Source organism: Clostridium sp. CM036 (assembly GCF_055081135.1).
The window spans coordinates 3081275-3096644 of the sequence record NZ_CM143652.1 but is presented as its reverse complement, the minus strand read 5'-3'; the positions used below and the strand labels follow the sequence as shown (position 1 = coordinate 3096644).

The window sequence follows — 15370 nt, the reverse complement described above, 5'->3', positions numbered from 1 at the left end:
TTTTATTATTTTAATACTTTTTATTATTTTATTACTTTTTATTATTATTATCACTTTTAATATTTTTAATATTCTTAATTATTATGAACTACTGGTTGTGGAAACCAATGCTTGGTTTTGTTTGCTATTCTTACAAGAATCAGCATTACTGGCACTTCAACTAACACTCCTACCACTGTAGCTAGAGCTGCAGGAGAATCCATGCCAAACAGAGAAATGGCAACAGCAACTGAAAGTTCAAAAAAGTTTGATGCCCCAATCATTCCAGCAGGTGCGGCAATATCATGCGTTAGTCTTAATTTTTTACTTGTTAAATAAGCAATAAAGAAAATCAAAAATGTTTGAATAGTTAGTGGTACAGCAATTAGTAAAATGTGCATTGGATTGTTTATTATAGTTTCACCTTGGAATGAGAATAACAATACCAACATAAGTAGCAATCCAACAGTAGTTGCATTATCAAACTTGTGGAGGAATGTATTTTCAAAGTACTCTGTGCCTTTTTTCTTTGTTACCGTAATTCTAGTTAAAATGCCCCCAACTAGTGGAACAACAACAAACAAAACAACTGATAAAATGAGTGTATTCCAAGGAACTGTGATGTTACTGACACCTAAAAGAAATTTCACGATAGGTATAAATGCAACCAGAATGATTAAATCATTTGTGGCTACTTGCACAACAGTATATGCAGGATTACCTCTAGTAAGGTGGCTCCACACAAATACCATGGCAGTACATGGAGCGGCCCCAAGTAATATGGTTCCTGCAAGATATTGTGTAGCTAGTTCCGGTGTTATAAATGCTTTGAATACTACAAAAAAGAAAAATGAAGCTATTGCATACATACTAAATGGTTTTATAAGCCAATTCGTTATCCATGTTACATATAACCCTTTAGGGTTCTTTCCTACATTTTTAACGCTTTGAAAGTCTACCTTCATCATCATGGGATAAATCATTACCCAAATGAGTATAGCAGTGGGGATGGAAACCCTGGAGTACTCAAACTTATTTAAGAATTCCGGAATCCCTGGAATAAACTTGCCAATAAGCACACCTACGCTCATACAAATAGCTACCCAAACAGTCAAGTATTTTTGAAAAAATCCAATCTCTGGTGTTTTAACTTCACTCATAATTAATCACTCCTCCTAAGATCATCACCTATGGTACTGAAATGTCGTTAACTTTGTGTTTTACAATCACATAAATTTTGTAGTTTACATTTATCCCGTTTTTCACAATCGCTATTATAACAAGATATCTGTTTGAGTTCCTTTATTAAATAAGCAAATAAGTCTGGGTTTTTCTCTATAAATTTATTATCTATTTTGTAGTATGTCCATTGTGCCTTTTTGTAACTTTCTAATATCCCACACTTTTTAAGTGATGTTAAATGCCGTGAAACATTTGACTGCGTCATATTTAGACACTCTTCGATTTCGCATACACACATTTCACCTTGAATAATAAGTGCCATTATACGAAGTCTGTTTTCTTCCGCTAATGCTTTAAATATATCAACCACTCTTTTCCCTCCTACTATTTCTTGTATCTTTATATGTTCCTATAATCATATAGTATGTCTCTAAAACCCCATTTGTTACAATGGGATCTAACCGAATATTATTTTGTTACTAATTCTTACATGAACATCTACTCATATACTATACCAAATAGAATTTATTGTCAATAGCTTCTATGTGATTATTTAATATTTTTCATTATATAGAAGCGGGAGGCTTTCCTAACATTCCCACAGTTGTCAATTATTTAACAATATAGTATAATCTAATATTGTCAGCATCGCTAAGCAAACCCAAAGCAAAAGGAAGGGGTTTTTAAATGAAAGTTTGTAAAATATGTATATTTATCTTAGCTTTATTTTTTATTATAATAGAATGTTCTATTAAGCCAAAAGAAGCACTAAAAATGACGGCACAGGTAGCTGTGCATACAACGGATCCCATTAATTGTAAGGTAAAAAAATTAGACTCATCAAATGCTATTTACGATAAGCCATTATCTAACCATATTCCTATTACAACTAAAAAAAACAAATATGAACTACTATTTGATTTACCAGATACAGGTGTTATGCAAGGGCTTACATTCCATAATGGATATTTTTATTGTAGTTTTGATTTAAAAAATGGAAGTGGGAAAATAGTTAAATATAATCTAACAGGAAATAAAATCTCTGAAACAGACCCTATGGCTATGGGTCATTCTGCCGAAATTGCATATAGAGCTAGTACAGGAAAAATTTATGTTGCAAATGGAGGCGGCATTAATCCAACTCATGTTTATGTAGTTGATTATGATTCAAGTACAATACAAGCTGATTTAAATTATTCAAGTTTAGGAACATCGGCATTACTTGCAATAGATAATGTCCATGATTATTTAATATTGCATACCGTTTTAAATGGTGGTGATAATGGAACCCCTATGTTTACTATTATAAATTTAGCTGATATGAGTACAGTGACTACCTTTCGTATTCCTAATCAAGGCGTTCCACAAGGTTTAGATGTTGATGGGATGTATATTTATTTATATACAGATAATAAAGTTACAGTATTTAACTATGAGGGTAAAATAATTACCTCTTATCCTATAAATAAAGCAGGAGAAAGTGAAGGCTTAACAATGGCAACAGATCACGGAACTTCATATCTAACTATGGGATATAATCACCCAAATAGAATTTATATTCTAAGAAGCAACGAAAATAAAAAACTTCATAATTCGCAAATACTTAATAAATCAACGCGAAAAATCTAAAGGAACATATCTTTAATTTATATCAATTTCCCTATTAAAATAGGGGTACTTAGACAACTAAGGGGGTATTACTATGTCAAATGGAAATGATACTTTAGATACAGAAATAATTGTAAACGAAATATTAGAGCAAGGAGAGATTTTTAACGATATTGAAGAAGATCTATTGCATGACTTAATAGGAAATAAGATATCCAAAGATACTACGATTACTCATAAACAAACTCTTACTTTTGGAAACAATATGGCTGATAAAATAGCCGCATCAGTAGGCAGCTGGGGTTTTATAATTGCAGCATTAGCAATTATAGGAATATGGATAGTATTAAATATCATCTTAAAGAATTCATTTGATCCCTTTCCATTTATACTTCTTAATCTAGTACTATCGTGTACTGCCGCTATACAAGCACCTGTAATAATGATGAGTCAGAATAGACAGGAAGATAAAGATAGAATAAAATCAAAAAATGATTATAAAATAAATCTGAAATCAGAGTTGATCGTTCAAGATTTGCATAAGAAAATAGATTTATTAATTGAAGATCAAAAAATGTTAGTTAAGAATCAATCTATAATGCTTGAATATATTGAAAGTTTACAAAAAACAAAATAACTGAGTAAAAACCCAAAATTTCTTGAAAGCGATACTCGCATTGTTGATACAAGTTTAGTTCAGTGTTTACTTTAAATCTATTGAATTCATATTTTGAGTTATATTTTAATTTTTAAAATCTTCATCAGATCTATTTTTTATAATTTTTTCAAGTTTGTCTGCACGTTCATTGTAATTACTACCAATTGTGTTTTTAACATAATAAGCAAACCGTTTTTTCATGCCTTTCTCATAGCCAATTCCATCCTCTGGATATTTATGATTGGTAATTTCAATTCCATTCTTACCATTCTTGATATATAGAACTACGGGAATTGCTATTCCACTTTCTAGGATTAGCTTATCTCCCTCTTTAAAATAACCTTCCTTTAATAACCAAATATATATTTTATCTTTATCTTTCCCCAGAACCGTAAATGCACTGTACATTTTCCCTTCTCTTGCTACATTAATATATGTCGTTAAATAATTTACACTGAATATTTATACATTACAACTACCAAGTCAAAGCGTGATATAGAACAACCCCCAAATTAATTAAATCAAAATGGGGGTTGTTTTTATTTTTTATATTAAGAATCCACGAAGGTTGCTACGGCATTTTTAATACTGCATCATTTGAAATGCTATTAATATTTTTCAGAGAATATTTCAAAATATGCTTGAGGATGTACACAAGCTGGGCATATTTTCGGAGCACTTTTTCCCTCAAAAATATAACCACAGTTTCTACATTTCCAAATAACTGATTCTTCTTTATTAAATACTGTATTATTTTCTATATTACTTAATAGTTCTCTATATCTTTCTTCATGATGCTTTTCAACATCAGAAATTTTTCTAAAAACAAACGCGATATCATCAAAGCCTTCCTCCTGCGCAACTTTCGCAAATGCTGGGTAAAGATCTGACCACTCTTCATTTTCTCCATTTGCTGCTGACAATAAATTTGCTTTAGTATCTCCAAGACCTACAGGATATGTGGCATTAATTTCTACCACTTCTCCATTTAAACTTTCATTTAAAAACTTAAAAAATCTTTTAGCGTGTTCTTTTTCATTATCTGCTGTTTCTATGAATATATTAGCTATTTGTACATACCCCTCTTTTTTCGCTATAGATGAATAATAAGTATATCTATTCCTAGCTTGTGATTCACCTGCGAATGATTTCATAAGATTTTCAGCTGTTTTTGTACCCTTTAATGTTTTCATAAAATGCCTCCTTGTTTTTCTACTTAAAGAAAATAATTACCTCTATTAGAGTATACCCTAAATAGTATACTTTGCTTCTTTTAATCCATACTATTTTAAGAAAGTTTACTAAATTACCTATTAATTAAGTTTATTCTAAGTATGTACCTTATTTCCAAACATCAGTATCAACACCAATAGATTTTGATTTGAATTTAGTTCCATCGGTTTTTTTATAATTTTTCAATATTTTTAATGCATAGTTAGACCCAATTAATATAATTGGAACATTTACATAAACTAAAACAATATTTACAAAATCACCTATGTACCATAAATTTGTAAGTTCTAAACCAGCAAGAACTGTTAATGCGCCAAATGGAACAAAGAATAATGCACCAACCAAACGTATTCCCATAATAAATTTCTTATTTCTAGATATTAAATTTGCGGAGACTTCTGCAAACAATATTAAACCGAGCAATGTTGTAAATGCAAACATTCCATAGCATAGCGAAACAATAATTGTAACTGTTCCATCTAATGCAGTACCAGGAACTAAGTATTTGATTGAGGATAGGTAAACTGTAAGTTTCGACGCTTCTATACTTTCCCATGAAACTCCAGCAGTGCCTGTCCAAACATGTGCCATAACAATAACAAATCCAGTCATACTACATATTACCATTGTGTCAAGAAAAACTCCTAGACATTGTACAAAACCTTGTTCTGCAGGATGTTTATTCTCCGCTGTAGCAGCCGCCATTGTAATTGTTCCTTGCCCAGCTTCATTGGACATTAACCCACGCTTAATTCCTTGAGCTAAAGCTACACCAAATGCCCCACCAAATAATGCATTGGGCTTAAATGCTCCACCAATCACTTCTTTAAAGAAATACGGAACTTTATCTAAATTAACTAATATTATTAAAATAACTATAAGTGTATAAATAACTGCCATAATAGGTACTAGTATATCTGTAACTGCAGTAACTCTTTTTATTCCTCCAATTACAGTCAAAAGAACAGTAATTATTAAGACTATTGCTATACCATAATAAACTGTAGATTGACGTCCAAAGGTTTTTCCAGCTATAGTATCAGCTATTGAACCGAAACTTGTAAATAAATGAAAAGCTTGAGATGGGATAACAAACAGTGCATATATTATAAAAAGTGAAGACAGTACAATACCTACCCACCGTTTATTGCCCAAAATCTTTTGACCATAAAATGGAAGTCCACCTACGAACTCCTTGCCATTTTTCTCTTTAAAAAGCTGTGCAAGTACAGATTCTACAAAAGCCGTGGACATACCAAAGAAAGCTGAAACCCACATCCAAAATAGTGCCCCTGGTCCGCCAACAGATATTGCACCTGTAACCCCCATAATATTACCTGGACCTACACGCATAGCAGAACTTAGTAAAAATGATGCTAATGAACTAACCCCAGTATCTGTTTCCTTTTTTGTAGCAAGAATCTTAATTCCTTTTTTAAATGCCATAACTTGAATAAATCCAGTTTTAAATGTAAGATAAATTCCTGTTCCTAAAAGTAAAATAACTGCAAAGGCAAAATTACCTAAAACCGGGATGTTTTGATACCACTTAAAATTAGTTGGAAATTCCCATAGAAAATCCGCAATAGGAACTATAAAATCAAAAAAATTATTTATTGCTTGAAATAATACACTCATTTTTAAACCTCCATATTATAATGTTATCCTTATTTGCATTTTAGAATTAATTACTCCAAAAATTATTTGCATACGGTAATTATACACTAATAAGGTATAAAATGAATTTTTAAAAAAATAAAAGTATAAAAATGTCGTTAAACTTTATGCTTTACTATAAAAAAATCATCTTACTTTCGACTATTACGCCCAAAGCAAAATGATTAATGGTTTTATATTTTTTTTAGAAAGCAGGAATTATATCTCCTTTATATTTATCTTCAATAATTTTTTTAACTTCTAGAGAATTTAATGCCTTTGAAAGTGCTTCTATATGAGGTTTAGTTTTATCTTCTTTTCTAACTGCAAGCACATTTGCATAAGGCGAATCTTTTGATTCAATTGCTAGTGCGTCTTTTGTCGGATTTAAATTGGCTTCTATTGCAAAATTTGAGTTTATAACTGCTGCATCCACATCTTTTAAAATCCTTGGAAGCTGAGGAGCGTCTAATTCAGTTATTTTAAAATTCTTTTTATTTTCAGTAATATCAAGTTTAGAAATAAGATCTCCACTTTTTAGTTTTAATAGCCCTTCCTTCTCAAGCACTCTAAGTGCTCTTGCTCCATTTGTAGGATCACTTGGAATGGCTATTTTAGCTCCATCTTTTAAATCACTTAGCTTTTTATATTTATTAGAGTACACACCCATAGGTTCAAGATGAACCTTTACAGTATAGTCTAGGTCCACTCCCTTTTCCTTACTAAAGGATTGCAAATAAGGAATATGTTGAAAGAAATTAGCATCTAATTGTCCCTCGGCTAGTGCAGTGTTTGGTGTTACATAGTCAGTAAATTCTACTATTTCGAGAGTATATCCCTCTTTTGCGAGAATCGGCTTTATAGCCTCTAATATTTCTTTATGAGGCACTGGTGACGCACCTACTTTAATGATTTTTTTCTCAGTTACATCCGCCTCTTTTTTTGCTCCACATCCACTCAGTGTAAAAATCACAACTATTGTTAATAATATGCTTAATATTTTTTTCATTTTTAATTTCCTCCTCTTATTTTTCTTTTAATATTTTTATAATTCAAAACTTATTTAATCATTTTTCTGTACAATATATTTCCTAAGGCTTGAATTACTTGCACAACTGCAATTAATATAATTACAGTGTATATCATGATATCTGACTTAAATCTATAGTAACCATATTTTACGGCTACATCTCCAAGTCCCCCTCCACCAATTGTCCCAGCCATAGCTGAGTAACCTATAATGTTTATTATTGTTAACGTAACTCCAAGAACTATAGACGGCATTGCCTCTTTTAACATAACCTTAAATATAATTTGATAGGTTTTTGCACCAAATGACTTAGCTGCTTCAACAATTCCATAATCCACTTCTAAAAGTGCAGATTCTATTATTCTTGCAGCAAAAGGTGCTGCACCAAGCGTTAGAGGAACTATAGCTGCATTAGTACCTATTGTTGTTCCAACTATAAGCTTAGTTAAAGGGAATATAGATATCATTAGTATAATAAACGGAAAAGACCTAAGTACATTTATTACTAAATTTAAGATTTTATAGATTAAAGTGTTTGGCCTTAGGCCAATAGGTCCAGTTATAATTAATCCTACTGCTGAAATAAACCCTAAAATAACTGTAAAAATCGTGGATAATGTTACCATATATATAGTTTCTTTTAGTGCAGGTAATAAAATATCTTTAAATAGCATTTATACTCTCTCCCTTGTGCTTCTCAAGCTGCACAGAATAATTAATGAGCTCCCACTCTATAGATTTTTCATCTAAATAATTTAATATCTTCTTCTTATTCTCTTTACTTGCATTTATTATGAGACTTCCCATTACGTTATCCCTAAATTTTTCAAGCCTGCCCCATACTATTGAAAAATCAATATTTAACTCCCTGGCAATTGATGTTATAAGGCAACTCTGGGTAATTTCCTTTGTAAAAAATATTTTAATGTTATATCCCGTGCTAGGCAGTAATTCTTCCTCTCCCATAAGTGTTTGCATTTCCTTTGTTGGCCTAATAAATAGTTCATCGGTAATGCCATGGCTTTTAATTTCCCCTCCTTCTAAAAGAATAAATTTATTACAAATTTCTTTTACCACTTCCATCTGATGGGTAACTACAATAATTGTTATATTAAATTTGTTATTGATAGCCCTTAAAAGCTCTAATATAGATTTTGTAGTTTTAGGATCTAGTGCAGAGGTAGCTTCATCACAAAGTAATATTTTCGGATTAAGTGAAAGCGCTCTTGCAATTCCAACTCTTTGCTTCTGCCCTCCGCTAAGTTGTTTTACATTGGTGTTTGCTTTATCCTTAAGTCCTACTAACTCTATTAAGCTATCTACTCTTTTTTTAATAAAATTTTTATCGTTTCCCCATATTTCTAGTGGAAATGCTATGTTTTCAAAAACATTTTTACTGTTAATAAGATTAAAACTTTGAAATATTATGCCTACATTTTTCCTAAACTCGCGAAGTTCTTTCAAACTTAGCTGTTTCACCCCTTTTTCCATTATATTAATGGTACCTGTATCATAGGTTTCAAGCCCATTAAAGCATCTAAGTAAAGTGGATTTACCAGCTCCACTGTGACCAATAACACCATAAATATCACCCTCCTCCACTGTAAATGAAACATCATTTAACACTTTAACCCCTGAAAAACTTTTACTTACACCTCGAACTTTAATCATGATATCCCTTCTCCTTTTCATTTCTTATAATTCATCTTTACCTTTTGATCCTTTCTTTAAACATCACTCTAAAAAAATAGAGCCCAAGAATAAACTTGGGCACTACTTCCAAACTTATTCTTATCTTGCAGCAATGCTGCAGGAATTAACACCATGTATCATAATATGATACTGGTTGTCGGGGTTCATAGGGCCAGTCCCTCCACCTCTCTTGATAAGACACTATTAAATTTTATTTACATCTATTCAAAAAAACAAAAACCTCTTTCATCATTATATAATGATGAAAGAGGTATAAAATTACAAAGACACCTCTCTCATCTTCCGCTAATTTACAATGAAATTAACGCAGGATTTAGCACCTATTCAGACAATAACGTCTGATGGTTGCCGAGATGTCATCGGGCCAGTCCCTCTATCTCTCTTGATGAGAATTAACTTATTTATTAAATCAGATTTATAATATCACTATATGAATGCTATGTAAAGAAGTTTTTATATACACCTTCTCCAAACATCATACAACTGTCTAATGATGTTTCATCATAATATATATTTTGTTCATACTTTATATATAACATAAATATTCATGTTACATTATTTATGTTATAATATATTGTAATAATTATATTGTTCTAGGAGGATACATTGTATGGCTAATGTTTGAAATGCCAATAAGAAATAATTAACATCAATAGAAATCACATCATATAACTTAGTGTTATTGACAAAATTGTAAAATAATTGTATTATACACACATAAACTAAGCACTTTTTTAATAGTATAAGAGAGACCCATAAGGTCTCTTTTATGTGACCTAGTATTAGAATTCAGTAATAACAATTGAATATAGGACTAAAAACAGGAAATACTTATGGCGACCAAGTAAGCCCCCCCTTTACAGTATGTATGAAGCGTGGTCATTCAGGGCTAACCCTGGACATTTTTTGTATAATAAAAAAAGGAGGAGATATTAATGGATGATAATAAAAATGTAGAACCCATAAAAACAGCACCGGTTAAAAAGAAACTTTGGAAAAAAATCGTTAAAGGTTTATTGATATTTTCTGCAATAATTTTCGTATCGGCTACGATAACTTTAGGATATGGTTATATTAAATATGGGCCTAAAATAGAGGCAACTATAAAAGATGCTAACAATATAGCACAAACCATAAACGAAACCTCCTTTAATACCCGAAAACCGACACAATTTTTTGATACTAATGGTAAACTATTAAAAGAATTTAAGACCAATACATATTATTACACAAAAGAAGCAGACTTAAATCCCTATGTAGGTAAAGCTGTCACTTCAATAGAAGACCAAAGATTTTATAAACATGGTGGTATAGATTATAAAGGTATAAGGAGAGCTGTCTGGGTATATATAAAATCCAAGGGAGCTATCGTACAAGGTGGTTCAACAATAACGCAACAACTTGCAAGAAATGTATTCCTTACATTTGACGTAACCTTGTCGAGAAAATTGGAAGAGTCTGTTATAGCAAATAAATTAGAAGAAAGATATTCAAAAGATCAAATATTAGAGTTTTATGTAAATAATATAAACTTCGGCAATGGATGCTATAGTATTGAAAGTGCTTCACAATTTTACTTTCAAAAGAATAATAAGGATTTAGATTTATCTCAAATAGCTATGCTTGTTTCAATACCTAATAATCCATCTGTTTATAACCCCGTGACTCAGCTGGACAATGTTATAAAGAGGAGAGACTTAGTCTTAGATAAAATGCTAAGCTTAGAACAAATTTCACAAAATGATTTTGATACAGCAAAAGCAGAAGTTATTAAATTAAATATTAAACCTCGTACAGCACCTGAACCTATGAGCTATGATATTCAATATGCTGTTCACAATGCAACCTTAAAGTTAATGGAGCAAAATGGTTTCGTTTCTAAATATTCTTTTAGTAATGATAATGATAGAAACACTTATTTCACTAAGTATAATGATGAATATGAGTCTAAAGAAAAACAACTTCTTAGTGGAGGATATAGAATAGATACATCTATTGATACTGCAAAACAAGAAAAATTACAAAGTGTAGTAGATAGTCATTTGGCTCAATATACAAGCACCAATAACAAAACAGATTTATATGAAAAGCAAGGTGCAAGCGTTACTATAGATAATAATACTGGAGAAGTAGTAGCTATAGTTGGAGGTAGAAGCCAAGATGGTAACACCTTTAACAGAGCCTTCTTAGGTGTAAGGCAGCCAGGTTCCGCTATAAAGCCATTAATCGCATATACCCCTGCATTTGAAAAAGGCTACATTCCCGCTAGTGAATATGAAGACAAAGCCTTTGATAATGGTCCCGCTAATGTTGATTTTAAATACAGAGGTTCTGTATCTTTAAGATATGCAGTTGAGATATCTATAAACACTATCCCGGTTAGATTAGTGGGAGAAATGGGCGTAAAGAATTCGTTGAAATATTTACAAAACATGGAGTTTAAATATACAACTCCTCAAGATATTTACCCTATAATTGCTATAGGTGGTTTTACAAAGGGTGTTACGCCAGTTGAAATGGCTTCAGGTTATTCAACCCTTGCAAGAAACGGCGAATTTATAAGTCCGACTAATGTACGTAAAATAACAAATACAATAGTTAATGAAGTATTATTTGAAAATAAACATAAGCAAACTACAGTGTATGATAGTGGTGCCTCTTATCTTATGACAGATACTTTAAAGGGTGTACTAACAAAAACAGAAAGTCATGCAAATTTAGCCCTTAGTAACTATCCCTTTACTGCAGGTAAAACAGGAACTACAGATCAATCAAAAGATGCTTGGTTTGTAGGATATACACCTTATTATACAACCTCTGTATGGGTAGGAGATGATATTCCAGCGCCACAAAACATGTATGGAGCTCAAGAACCAGGTCAGATATGGAAAGAATATATGGAGTACCTACACCAAGGTCTAGAACAAAAAGACTTTACTCGTCCTAATACAGTAGTTGATAGAAATGGTGTATTAATGAATACTCTATATATCAAATTAAATGAAAATGGTAAAATAAAAGCAGAAAAGAAAGTCATAGAAAAACCAAGTGATGATGATGTAAAAAAAGCAAGTGATGATGCTGCAAAAAAAGCAAGCGATGATGCTGCAAAAAAGACAAGCGATGATGCTGCGAAAAAAGCAAGCGATGATGCTGCAAACAAAGCAGCTGCGGATAAAGCAGCAGCAGACAAAGTAGCTGCTGACGCAGCAGCTGCAAATGAAGCCGCAGCAAAAGCAGCTGCAGACAAAGCAGCTGCAGACAAAGCGGCTGCAGACGCAGCCGCAAATGAACAACCACCAGCCCCAACCCCAGCTCCAGACCCAGCTCCAGCCCCAACCCCAGCCCCAGACCCAACCCCACCCCCTGCACAATAAACCAGCGCGAACGTTAAATCATCACCTACGCTGCTGCACTATTAATGACTTTCCTTCTGAAGTGTCATTAATCAGTAATTATATTTTATTTTAAAAGAGGGGAAGTATTTAAAAATACTTCCCCTCTTTTTTTACCGCTATATTTAAGCATACCGTTGATATCCTATATACAAATCCTTTCTTAAACAATCGTATTGGAAGATTATGAGTTTGCCTTCTTTTCTCAAAATTTTATTAGTTTCCGCCACCTACTTTGTTCTATAAGCCAACCAGCTAGAAAATCTTCCTATATTTTTAAAAGAAACTATATTGCACAAGATCTCAGTTAGTTTTCCAAATTTTCTATAACAAAAATTAAATGTTAAAAATGGAATCCATTGTTTTTTGGATTTCGGCAGTCTTTTCATTATGTTTTTAAACGTGTACACCTCTTTATATATCCATAGATAGCCATTATATAATTCTTCTGCTGTCATACTCTTGGGTTTATATACAACTTGGGCAGTATTATAATTAGACAAATTAAAATCTACTATTCTATTTTCCTCGAATAATGATAAGTATAACTTTGTACCAGGATAGGGGGTAAGAATATGGGATGTTACCGTTTCTATTTTATTTTTAACTACCCATTCTAATGTACTCTTAAATATTGAGGCATCATCTTCATCTAATCCGAAAACAAAACTAGCATTTATCATTATTCCTCTTTTATGAATTTCATCCACAAGCTTCTCATATCTATTCACACTATTTTGTACTTTATGAACACTTTTTAATGACTTACTATTTATACTTTCAAAACCTATAAAAAGGCTTTGACAGCCTGCCGCCTTCATTTCATCTAATAGTTCAGGCATGTCAACTATATTAGAAGTAACTGCTGCATTCCACTTTAATTTAAGAGGTTTCATTTCCTTTAATAATTTTTTTGTCCATTTTGGATTTCCAACAAAATTATCATCAATAAACATTATATGTCTTGTTTTTAATTTATTTATATCTTTAATTACATCATCTATAGGTCTATTAATATAGGTTTTAAGTACATTTTTGCAACTATTATAGCAGAAATCACATTGAAATGGGCATCCCCTGCTTGTGCTAATTATATTAGTATATAAATATTTTTTATTATCAATAATATCATAATTAGGTGATACTATTTCTTCTCCCGAAATATTTTCCATATCATAATATATCTTTTTAAGCGAATTGTTTTCTTTATCCTTAAGTATCTTTACCCAAACTCTCTCAGCCATTCCCACACTTATTGCGTCAAAACTATCAACAGTTCCCTCTGGATCTGATGTTATGTGTATCCCCCCCGCAATTACTGTTACACCACGCTTTTGGAACTCCTTTGATATTTCTACTGCTCTATTCATAACATCTACAGTAACAGTTATAACCACCAAATCTACCAGCTCATTGAAATCTATCTTTTCAACATTTTCATTCTCAATATTAACTTCATGCTCTTTTGGCGTAAGATTTGCTATTGTTAATAAAGCTAACGAAGGAGACATTCTTGTTTTTAATTTTGTATCCATAGGTCTTTGTACCATTGCAGGTTGAATTAATTTGATTTTCATATAATCCTCCTCAAATAAAGCGATATCGCATAATATTCTACGCTAGTGAGACGACTCTAATAAATTATACCATTACATACCATAATTAACTTACTATTTTTTCTATTTTCCCCGCCCGTATAACGTTCTCCTGCGTGACTCCAAATAAGAGATTGAAACGTGGAATTTCCACTCTTCTTATTTGGAGTCACTTCTTGAGTATGTATTAATCTTGTTTTCAAAGTTAAAATAGGGATAAGTCTTTAGAAAATCTTTAGAATTACCCCAACATTATCTTTAAAAGTTAAGAGTGTCATAAAGATATGAAATTGAGAGAGGTGGTAAGAAAAATTTATAATGAGATGACCTACAAATATAATAAGCTTTTTGAAGCTACAAATAAAATAGCGGAAGGCAATTTAGATGTAACTATTGAAGAAAATTTAGGTGTATTCAATGATTTTAAGAAAGAAATCGAAAGTATACAAAAAGGCTTTAAAAAGGCAGTTATCGAAGAGGTAAAGAGTCAAAAAATGAAGACAGAGCTTATTTCCAATGTATCTCATGATTTAAAAACTCCTTTAACATCTATTATTACTTATACAGATTTATTAAAGGATGAAAATCTTTCAGCAGAAAAGCATAAGGAGTATTTAGATACATTAGATAGGAAATCACAAAGATTACAGGAATTAATTGAGGATTTATTTGAAGTGAGCAAGGCTACAAGTGGAAATATAAATTTAAATTTAGTTGATGTGGATGTTGTGGCCTTAATGAAACAAACCTTATTAGAACTAGATGATAAAATATCAGCAGCATCACTAGTAGTAAAAACAAAGTATCCAGAAGGAAAAGTAATATTGCATTTGGATAGCCAGCGTATGTTTAGAGTGTTTGAAAACCTTATAATCAATATAACAAAGTATTCTATGAAAGGTTCTAGAGTTTACATTGATATTGTTTCTAGAGAAGATAAAATTGAAATAACATTGAAAAATATGACAGCTATTGAAATTGAATTTAATGTTAATGACATAGTGGAAAGATTCGTAAGAGGAGACAAAGCACGTAACACAGAAGGTTCGGGACTTGGACTAGCCATAGCCAAAAGCTTTGTAGAACTACAAGGTGGACAATTAAATATAACTGTGGATGGGGATTTATTTAAGGTTACAGTTACATTTAATTAGATCATCTCCTGCGGAGCTGAACATCTTTGAAGAAGATGAATTGACGACTTCGGAAGGAGATTTATACTCCAACTGAAGTTTTCTATTTGTTAGGGCAAGTAACTCCTACTTATAGTAGGTACTCCCACTTATAGAAGTGGGAGGCTTTCCTTCTGAAATGTCGTTAA

12 protein-coding genes, 1 pseudogene and 2 riboswitches are annotated in these 15370 nt (G+C 31.7%); of the genes and pseudogenes, 4 read left to right on the top strand and 9 right to left on the bottom strand.

Annotated features, from left to right (window positions below):
- Positions 1-74: 74 nt before the first annotated feature.
- The gene (gene arsB, locus ACWJKE_RS14700) at positions 75-1139 is read right to left on the bottom strand and encodes an ACR3 family arsenite efflux transporter (RefSeq protein WP_216302400.1); all 1065 of its coding nucleotides are present in this window, start codon (positions 1137-1139) and stop codon (positions 75-77) included.
- 47 nt (positions 1140-1186) lie between these two features.
- Entirely contained in the window at positions 1187-1531 is a 345-nt protein-coding gene (locus ACWJKE_RS14695) for an ArsR/SmtB family transcription factor (protein WP_216302399.1), read from the bottom strand.
- Positions 1532-1848: 317 nt separating this feature from the next.
- Here ACWJKE_RS14695 and ACWJKE_RS14690 point away from each other — a divergent pair, with 317 nt between their 5' ends.
- Together ACWJKE_RS14690 and ACWJKE_RS14685 are read left to right on the top strand one after the other, a co-directional pair.
- Positions 1849-2790, top strand: a complete 942-nt coding sequence (locus ACWJKE_RS14690) for a YncE family protein (RefSeq protein ID WP_462958913.1) — start codon at positions 1849-1851, stop codon at positions 2788-2790.
- Positions 2791-2863: 73 nt separating this feature from the next.
- The gene (locus ACWJKE_RS14685) at positions 2864-3406 is read left to right on the top strand and encodes a DUF1003 domain-containing protein (RefSeq protein WP_462958912.1); all 543 of its coding nucleotides are present in this window, start codon (positions 2864-2866) and stop codon (positions 3404-3406) included.
- A 105-nt stretch (positions 3407-3511) separates the two neighbouring features.
- On the opposite strand, the gene ACWJKE_RS14680 is transcribed toward ACWJKE_RS14685, so the two are convergent.
- The 6 genes from ACWJKE_RS14680 to ACWJKE_RS14655 all read right to left on the bottom strand — a co-directional run bounded on the left by ACWJKE_RS14680 (position 3512) and on the right by ACWJKE_RS14655 (position 9017).
- Positions 3512-3835, bottom strand: a complete 324-nt coding sequence (locus tag ACWJKE_RS14680; RefSeq protein ID WP_216302396.1) for a hypothetical protein — start codon at positions 3833-3835, stop codon at positions 3512-3514.
- Between the two features lie 200 nt (positions 3836-4035).
- On the bottom strand, positions 4036-4620 hold the full coding sequence (gene rbr / locus ACWJKE_RS14675) for a rubrerythrin (RefSeq protein ID WP_165414776.1): 585 nt from the start codon (positions 4618-4620) through the stop codon (positions 4036-4038).
- 148 nt (positions 4621-4768) lie between these two features.
- On the bottom strand, positions 4769-6298 hold the full coding sequence (locus ACWJKE_RS14670) for an alanine/glycine:cation symporter family protein (protein WP_220286307.1): 1530 nt from the start codon (positions 6296-6298) through the stop codon (positions 4769-4771).
- A gap of 223 nt (positions 6299-6521) precedes the next feature.
- On the bottom strand, positions 6522-7325 hold the full coding sequence (locus ACWJKE_RS14665; RefSeq protein WP_216302394.1) for a MetQ/NlpA family ABC transporter substrate-binding protein: 804 nt from the start codon (positions 7323-7325) through the stop codon (positions 6522-6524).
- A gap of 50 nt (positions 7326-7375) precedes the next feature.
- Positions 7376-8020, bottom strand: a complete 645-nt coding sequence (locus ACWJKE_RS14660) for a methionine ABC transporter permease (RefSeq protein WP_216302393.1) — start codon at positions 8018-8020, stop codon at positions 7376-7378.
- The gene (locus ACWJKE_RS14655) at positions 8010-9017 is read right to left on the bottom strand and encodes a methionine ABC transporter ATP-binding protein (RefSeq protein ID WP_220286305.1); all 1008 of its coding nucleotides are present in this window, start codon (positions 9015-9017) and stop codon (positions 8010-8012) included. The genes ACWJKE_RS14660 and ACWJKE_RS14655 overlap by 11 nt, the downstream gene beginning before the upstream one ends.
- Before the next feature lie 117 nt (positions 9018-9134).
- A riboswitch (SAM riboswitch) is annotated at positions 9135-9238 on the bottom strand.
- 93 nt (positions 9239-9331) lie between these two features.
- Positions 9332-9451: riboswitch (SAM riboswitch) on the bottom strand.
- A gap of 543 nt (positions 9452-9994) precedes the next feature.
- Between ACWJKE_RS14655 and ACWJKE_RS14650 the strand changes: the two genes are divergently transcribed.
- Positions 9995-12436, top strand: coding sequence for a transglycosylase domain-containing protein (locus ACWJKE_RS14650; RefSeq protein WP_462958911.1), 2442 nt, complete (start codon positions 9995-9997; stop codon positions 12434-12436).
- A gap of 248 nt (positions 12437-12684) precedes the next feature.
- Here the strand turns inward: ACWJKE_RS14650 and ACWJKE_RS14645 are convergent, their stop codons facing one another.
- Complete coding sequence (locus tag ACWJKE_RS14645; RefSeq protein WP_462958910.1) at positions 12685-14031, bottom strand: B12-binding domain-containing radical SAM protein; 1347 nt, start codon at positions 14029-14031, stop codon at positions 12685-12687.
- Between the two features lie 350 nt (positions 14032-14381).
- On the opposite strand from ACWJKE_RS14645, the pseudogene ACWJKE_RS14640 reads away from it, so the two are divergent.
- A pseudogene (locus ACWJKE_RS14640) lies at positions 14382-15203 on the top strand (sensor histidine kinase); the annotation flags it as partial.
- Positions 15204-15370: the final 167 nt, after the last annotated feature.